Genomic DNA, 6,000 nt, shown 5'->3' on the forward strand with positions numbered 1-6,000 from the left:
GGTTTTTTGTTTAATTTGTACTCTCATTCGCCGTTTACGTACTGTCTTTTATGAACACGCAAGCTTCTCACACCCCGCAGTTTGGTCCCCGCGAACAAACCCGCGAGCAGCGGCAGTTTATCGTAAACCAGTCGCTGGGCATCACCCGCAGCCAGGGCGCCTACCAGGAGCCCGAATGGCTGGCCGAGCTGCACGCGCAGTACGTGGCCGGCCAGATTGACTTGGCCACCATGGGCGCCCGCCACGACGAGCACCTGCGCCAGGTGCAGGCGCACAACTTCGAGCACGCCTTGGCGCACGTGGCCTAATCCAGCTTCTTTTCAGGTATTTAGTTGCATTAGCCCGGCCTGAGGTCGGGCTAATTTTTTGGTCCGATTCCAGCGAGATGCGTGGCGCTCGTATTTACCCTTGATGGATAATTTTACCGACCCCCACACCGGCGTCTTCTACAACAAGCTTGGCATCACCGATGCGCAGGAGCTGGAGCAGGCCACCAAGGATGCGTCGCTGCGTCGGCTGCAGGAGCTGGCCGCCGGGTATGGCCCCCAGGGCGACACCTTTGATGCCCAGCGGCTGCGGGCCGTGCATCACCACCTGTTTCAGGATACGTTCGAGTGGGCTGGCCAAACTCGCCGGGAAGCCGGGTTTCAGGGCGTCAAGGCCGCCGACCTGCCCGGCATGGAGCGCCCCATGCACTTTGCGCCCTTCGAGCGCATCGACGAGCGGCTGAATGCGGTGGGCGAGCAGCTTAAGCAGGAAAACAACCTCAAGGGTTTGCCCACGCCCGAGGCCTTCGCCGAGCGGGCCGCCTATTACTTCGACCACTACAACCACGTGCACGCCTTCCGCGAGGGCAACGGCCGCACCCTGCAGGCTACCTTTGCCGAAATAGCCTATCAAGCCGGTTATCAGGTCGACTTCAACCAGGAGCACGAAAAGCTCAACCCCGCCCGGGACCAAGGCATCGTGGGCCTGCACGGGGCCGGGCACAAAGACCGGGACTTGCAGGCGCTGCGCGAGTTGTTTGCCCGCAACACCACGCCGCTGCCCGGACCCGATGCCGAAGCAGCCCGCCACCCCGGCCAGGCCCGCCCGCTGACGGATGGGCCCACACCCGCCGTGCGGCATATAGAGCAGCTGCGCGAGTTAGTCGCCGCGGCCCCGGCCATGCAGCAGTTAGTAGCAGGCGTGGACTACCGGCGCAACCAGCGCGCGGACGCCCTGTTGAGCCAGGTGCTTGACATCGACCGCAACCCCCAGGCAGGCGTGGCCCAGCACGGCGCTGGCCTGCAGCAATTGCTGCAGGAAGTAAAGGGGGATAAACGCTTTCAGGACCCGGTCTCGCAGCACGAGGCCGCCCGTTTTGGGGCCGCGCTGACAGTATTGAGCCCGGAGCAAACGAAGACCGTTTTGTCTACCCCAGCCTTGCCTTCCAGCAACCCACCCACAGCGTTGACGGCAACGTTCGTGCAAGCCGCTAAACAGTTGGTCGACGGGTTGGAGGAGCAGGGCTATCCCGGGCCGGCTGATTCCTTGTTGCGGGCAGCAAAGGCGGTGGAGAAATCCGCGTACCTGGGTGGCGCTAATCTGCAGGCAGTGGCCGAAGCATTAACCAGGGCGGAGAAGATACCGGCATTGGCTGACGATGCCGCTACCCTGCGGGGAGCCGGACGAAGTATGCAAGAAGTGCAGCGCACGGTAGCGCCCCCAATGCCGGGGCGTGAGGATGAAGGCCCAGAACGGTAAGCAATTGCTAGCGCCGCATTTACCTTCAAGACCAGCCCATGAATTTGTACATAGAAGCCGAGTATGAGGCAGCCAGCTGGGAGCTGGAGCAGTTGCTGGACCAGTGGCCGCAGCAAGCCGAGCGCACGCTCACGCTGCTGGCGGCTATTGAGGAGTTCTTTCGGCAGGGCGCATGCCACTGGCCCACGCCGGTGCCACCGCGCCTGCCCGAAGGCCCGATTGATGAAGCGCGCCGGGCCAGGGCATGGGCCCACCGGGAAAATCCTGCGCTCGCCCAGCAGTACCTTTTCAACCTGGCCCAAGCCAAAGAGGCCTTGGCCGCCCAGGAAAACCTGGCGAAACGAGGTGGTTTACTACCGGCCGCCGACAATGGCTACCTTGCCATTCATGAAAGACGATGAACTACAGTTCCTGCAAGAGCAGCTGGAGGCTACCGAACTGCTACCCTGCGCTACCTGCCGGCAGGAAACGCTGCATGCGCACGTAGAGGTACTGGAGCGGTATGCTCACGCTACGGAATTGCTGATGGAATGCACCGCCTGTGGCACTCGCCGCACGTGGATGCAGATGGAGATGCCGAAATAAGTCACTCCGTAATCAAAATGGCCAAGCTTTTAACCTTTGCGAGCTTCCAGGATTTCCTTCTGCACAACCAGGAGCACATGGAAGCTCACTTTTACGCCTACTTCCACGTGTTTAAGCTCTTGCCCAGGTTGCGAAGCAAGGAAGCAGGCGTTTTCAATGCCTATAACATTGTGGACGAAGAGGGCCACCAAATCATAGCCCTGCACGTCACCGGCAGCTATTACCTGTTCAGTTTCGGTTGGACGGCGCCGATGATGGACTTGTTAGCGGCCCAAGTGGAGGTCGGCAAATGCAAGCCGAACTTTCAGTTTCTGGGCCAGCGCGATTTGATTCTGGAGCTGCTCCAAAAGCATGAGTGTCAATGGCAGATATTCAAGGAGCGGCTCGTTTACCAATGTGAAGAAGTACAAGGGCAACGTGAAATACCCAGCGCCCAGGTTGAAAACGGGAGCCTTGAAGACGTGCATGCACTTACCGAAATGACGTTGGCTTTTGATGTCGATGAATACCCCGACAAGCCCAGCCGGGACGAGGACAAAGCGTTTGGTCAGGTTATGTACGGCATCGAGAACAATGGCTTATTCGTGGTCAAAAGCCAGGGCCGAGTTTGCTGTGTGCTGCAGGTGATAGAAACAGACGATTTCAATAAACCTCTGTTGGGTAGCCTGTATACGCTCCCGGAACACCGGAATAAGGGATATGCTTCCTTACTGTTGCGGACGGTAACGCGGGGATTACTGCAGCACCGGTCTGATGTATGTGGGCTACTCTCGGATATTAATAACCCTGCGTCCAATAAGGCTTTTGTGAACGTTGGGTACCATCCCGTCTACCATTGGGTTAATGTCATTATAAACTAGGCAGTTCGTCGTCAAATTTTCGTCGCGCGAGGCTAGGGCTGTTTCTCATCCACCAAAGTATGCCCACCCCCCAGAGTATCCTGTTTGGACCAGCAGAACAAGAGCTTGCTATGATAGCCAAGGCGCTCGGCCATCCTGCTCGCGTGGCCATTGTGCGCTTGTTGCTGACTCGTACCGCTTGCAGCGCCGGCGAGCTAGTGGCGGAACTGCCGTTATCTCAAAGTACCGTTTCCCAGCATCTAAAGGAACTCAGTAATGCGGGCCTCGTGCGTGGAGAAAGCCAAGGTGCTCGCAACTGCTATCGGCTTGATGCGGCCCGTTGGGCCAGGGCCCAGGAGCTAATCGGCGGGTTGCTCGGGGAACTGGGCTAGCGTACTGGTGACGCCGCCAGACAGGAAGGCGCGAATTTCATCGGCCGTTGCCCTCGCCGAGCGGCCCACGCCAATCAGCGTAGCGGAGGCAAACCCTGTCCAGCTACCGTACCCAACCAACCACAAGCCTGGCCGCTTGGTGGCGTGCGTACCCGTGGTGGCTACCCGGCCATCGGCCTCCAGCACGTCCAGCCCCTTCAGAAATGAAAGGGCCGGCCGGAAGCCCGTGCACCAAATCACGGCGTCCACGGCTTCTTCCCGGCCGTCGGCCCAGACTACGCCCGTGCGGGTGAACCGCGCAAAGGGGCGCACGCTGCTCAGCGCGCCCCGCTCGCGGGCCTCTTTCACGGAGTCCACCATCACCACGTCGCCGAGCGAGGGCGGCGGGGCTGGCACTGCGCCGCCCTGCGCGTGGTAGCGCTGCGTCGCCTGAGTGAAGAGCACCCGGCCATCCACGTCGTCCGGCAGAAAGCGGGGCTCTTTTTCCGTCACCCAGGTTGTCTGCGCTACCCGCGACACTTCGGCCAGTAGTTGCGCCCCGGAGTTGCCGCCGCCCACCACCAGCACCCGCTGCCCGGCAAAGGGAGCCGCCTCCCGGTAGTGGGCCGAGTGCAGCTGAACGCCACCAAAATCTGCTTGGCCGGCATAGTTCGGCACGAAGGGGTGGCTCCAGCTGCCGGTTGCGCACACGACCGCCCGGGCCTGCCACGTCCCGGCGGTCGTGTGCACGGCGAAGCCTTGTCCCGAATCCTGCACCTCGACCACCCGCACTGGCCGCTGCACCGGCAGGGCGTACCGCTGCTCGTACTGCGTCAGATAGTCAATGACCGCATCCCGGACGGGAAAGCCATGGTCCACAGGGCGCGGCATCAGCCAGCCCGGCAGTGAGCTGGCATCGGCCGGCGAGAACAGGCGCAGCGAGTCCCAGCCATGCTGCCAGGCCCCGCCCGGCGCAGGTTGGTCATCGAGTAATTGAAAGCTCAGACCCGCCCGCCTCAGGTAATAGCCCACCGCGAGCCCGCTCTGGCCGGCACCAATGACGAGTACATCGGCGCTGAAGTCCGTGGAAGCAAGCAGGGGGACGGGGCTCATGAGCTCAGACGGTCACAAATTCGCGCTGCACAAACTCGTGGGCGTAGGCTTTCACCTGGTCGCGCACGCTGTCAAACTGCTGCCTGATTTCTTCCTCGCTGCCTTTGGCTTTGGCCGGGTCGGGGAAGTTGTGGTGCAGCTTTTTGGCCGACGACGGAAACACCGGGCACACCTCGTTGGCGTGGTCGCACACGGTCAGCACGTAGTCAAACGGCACGGCCGCGTACTCGTCCACGTGGTTGCTGGTGTGGTGCGAGATGTCCACCCCGTCCGCCGCCATGGTTTGCACCGCCCGTGGGTTGAGCCCATGCACTTCCACCCCAGCGCTGTGCACCGTCGCCCGGTCACCAAGGGCTTGCTCCAAATAGCCGTGCAGCAGTTGGCTGCGGCAGGAATTGCCGGTGCACAGCACCAGCACATTTTTCTTGTCCGACATCGTCAGGAGATGGATTAAGCAACGGAATTACGCTTGGGTGGCCACACTCTTCCCGCCGTACCAGCGGCGCCGGAACCAGAAGGCCACGTTCACAAGCGCAATCAGGGCGGGCACCTCAATCAGCGGCCCAATGACGCCCGCAAACGCCTGCCCGGAGTTTAGACCAAACACCCCGATGGCCACCGCGATGGCGAGCTCGAAGTTGTTGCCCGTGGCCGTGAAGGCAATGGAGGCATTCTCGGCGTAATCCGCCCCCAGCCACTTGCCCGCCGCGAAGCTGAGCACGAACATGATGCCGAAGTATAGGGCCAGCGGCAGCGCGATGCGCAGCACGTCCAGCGGCACCTGCACGATGGTTTCGCCCTTCAAGCTGAACATCACTACGATGGTGAGCAGCAGCGCAATCAGGGTGATGGGGCTAATGGCCGGGATGTACACCTTCTCGTACCACTCGTTGCCTTTCAGCCGGCGCAGAATGGTGCGCGAGAGAAAACCCGCCGCAAACGGGATGCCCAGGTAAATGAGCACGCTTTGCGCAATGTCCCAAATCCCGATGTTTACCTCGTAGCCCTTCAGCCCAAAGTAGGGCGGCAGCACGGAGATAAACAACCAGGCCAGCACCGAGTAGAACAGCACCTGAAAGATAGAATTCAGCGCCACCAGCCCGGCCGCGTATTCGCGGGAGCCGTCGGCCAGGTCGTTCCAGACCAATACCATGGCGATGCAGCGGGCAATGCCAATGAGAATCAGGCCCATCATGTATTCGGGCTTGTCGGGCAAGAGCCAGATGGCTAGGAAGAACATGAGCAGCGGCCCGAGTATCCAGTTTAAAAACAGGGACAGCCCGATGATGCGCGTGTTCTTAAAAACCTTGGGCAACTCCTCATACTTCACCTTGGCCAGCGGCGGG

At 61.0% G+C, this 6,000-nt stretch carries 9 protein-coding genes; 6 read left to right on the forward strand and 3 right to left on the reverse strand.

The annotated features are described in order from the left end of the window. Positions 1 to 50 precede the first annotated feature (50 nt). The 6 genes from BUE15_RS19565 to BUE15_RS19590 all read left to right on the forward strand — a co-directional run bounded on the left by BUE15_RS19565 (position 51) and on the right by BUE15_RS19590 (position 3,562). Positions 51 to 308 (forward strand): hypothetical protein, encoded by a 258-nt coding sequence (locus tag BUE15_RS19565; RefSeq protein ID WP_073288696.1) that lies wholly within the window; start codon positions 51 to 53, stop codon positions 306 to 308. Between the two features lie 103 nt (positions 309 to 411). Then, positions 412 to 1,746, forward strand: a complete 1,335-nt coding sequence (locus BUE15_RS19570) for a Fic/DOC family protein (protein ID WP_073288698.1) — start codon at positions 412 to 414, stop codon at positions 1,744 to 1,746. A 38-nt stretch (positions 1,747 to 1,784) separates the two neighbouring features. Further along, a complete protein-coding gene (locus BUE15_RS19575) occupies positions 1,785 to 2,147 on the forward strand; it encodes a hypothetical protein (RefSeq protein WP_073288700.1) in 363 nt (120 codons plus the stop codon). Further along, positions 2,134 to 2,331 (forward strand): hypothetical protein, encoded by a 198-nt coding sequence (locus BUE15_RS21805; RefSeq protein WP_073288702.1) that lies wholly within the window; start codon positions 2,134 to 2,136, stop codon positions 2,329 to 2,331. The genes BUE15_RS19575 and BUE15_RS21805 overlap by 14 nt, the downstream gene beginning before the upstream one ends. A 17-nt stretch (positions 2,332 to 2,348) precedes the next feature. After that, complete coding sequence (locus BUE15_RS19585; RefSeq protein WP_073288704.1) at positions 2,349 to 3,191, forward strand: GNAT family N-acetyltransferase; 843 nt, start codon at positions 2,349 to 2,351, stop codon at positions 3,189 to 3,191. 110 nt (positions 3,192 to 3,301) lie between these two features. Further along, complete coding sequence (locus BUE15_RS19590) at positions 3,302 to 3,562, forward strand: ArsR/SmtB family transcription factor (RefSeq protein WP_317614844.1); 261 nt, start codon at positions 3,302 to 3,304, stop codon at positions 3,560 to 3,562. On the opposite strand, the gene BUE15_RS19595 is transcribed toward BUE15_RS19590, so the two are convergent. The 3 genes from BUE15_RS19595 to arsB form a co-directional block, all read right to left on the reverse strand. Next, complete coding sequence (locus BUE15_RS19595) at positions 3,530 to 4,654, reverse strand: ArsO family NAD(P)H-dependent flavin-containing monooxygenase (RefSeq protein WP_073288712.1); 1,125 nt, start codon at positions 4,652 to 4,654, stop codon at positions 3,530 to 3,532. The two genes, BUE15_RS19590 and BUE15_RS19595, sit on opposite strands and share 33 nt — an antisense overlap. A gap of 4 nt (positions 4,655 to 4,658) precedes the next feature. Further along, positions 4,659 to 5,090 carry an arsenate reductase ArsC gene (locus BUE15_RS19600; protein WP_073288717.1) on the reverse strand — a complete coding sequence of 144 codons (432 nt, stop codon included), beginning with the start codon at positions 5,088 to 5,090 and terminating at the stop codon, positions 4,659 to 4,661. A gap of 27 nt (positions 5,091 to 5,117) precedes the next feature. After that, a partial coding sequence (gene arsB, locus BUE15_RS19605; protein ID WP_073288719.1) for an ACR3 family arsenite efflux transporter occupies positions 5,118 to 6,000 on the reverse strand: 883 nt, incomplete at its 5' end.

Source organism: Hymenobacter psychrotolerans DSM 18569 (genome assembly GCF_900142395.1).
In the GTDB taxonomy this organism is placed as follows: domain Bacteria; phylum Bacteroidota; class Bacteroidia; order Cytophagales; family Hymenobacteraceae; genus Hymenobacter; species Hymenobacter psychrotolerans.

Excerpts from the sequence above, each read along its gene's own strand:
- BUE15_RS21805 (WP_073288702.1), top strand. The coding sequence starts at position 2,134 with ATGAAAGACGATGAACTACAGTTCCTGCAAGAGCAGCTGGAGGCTACC.
- BUE15_RS19590 (WP_317614844.1), top strand. The coding sequence starts at position 3,302 with ATGATAGCCAAGGCGCTCGGCCATCCTGCTCGCGTGGCCATTGTGCGC.
- BUE15_RS19585 (WP_073288704.1), top strand. The coding sequence starts at position 2,349 with ATGGCCAAGCTTTTAACCTTTGCGAGCTTCCAGGATTTCCTTCTGCAC.
- BUE15_RS19600 (WP_073288717.1), bottom strand. The coding sequence starts at position 5,090 with ATGTCGGACAAGAAAAATGTGCTGGTGCTGTGCACCGGCAATTCCTGC.
- BUE15_RS19565 (WP_073288696.1), top strand. The coding sequence starts at position 51 with ATGAACACGCAAGCTTCTCACACCCCGCAGTTTGGTCCCCGCGAACAA.
- BUE15_RS19570 (WP_073288698.1), top strand. The coding sequence starts at position 412 with ATGGATAATTTTACCGACCCCCACACCGGCGTCTTCTACAACAAGCTT.
- BUE15_RS19575 (WP_073288700.1), top strand. The coding sequence starts at position 1,785 with ATGAATTTGTACATAGAAGCCGAGTATGAGGCAGCCAGCTGGGAGCTG.
- BUE15_RS19595 (WP_073288712.1), bottom strand. The coding sequence starts at position 4,654 with ATGAGCCCCGTCCCCCTGCTTGCTTCCACGGACTTCAGCGCCGATGTA.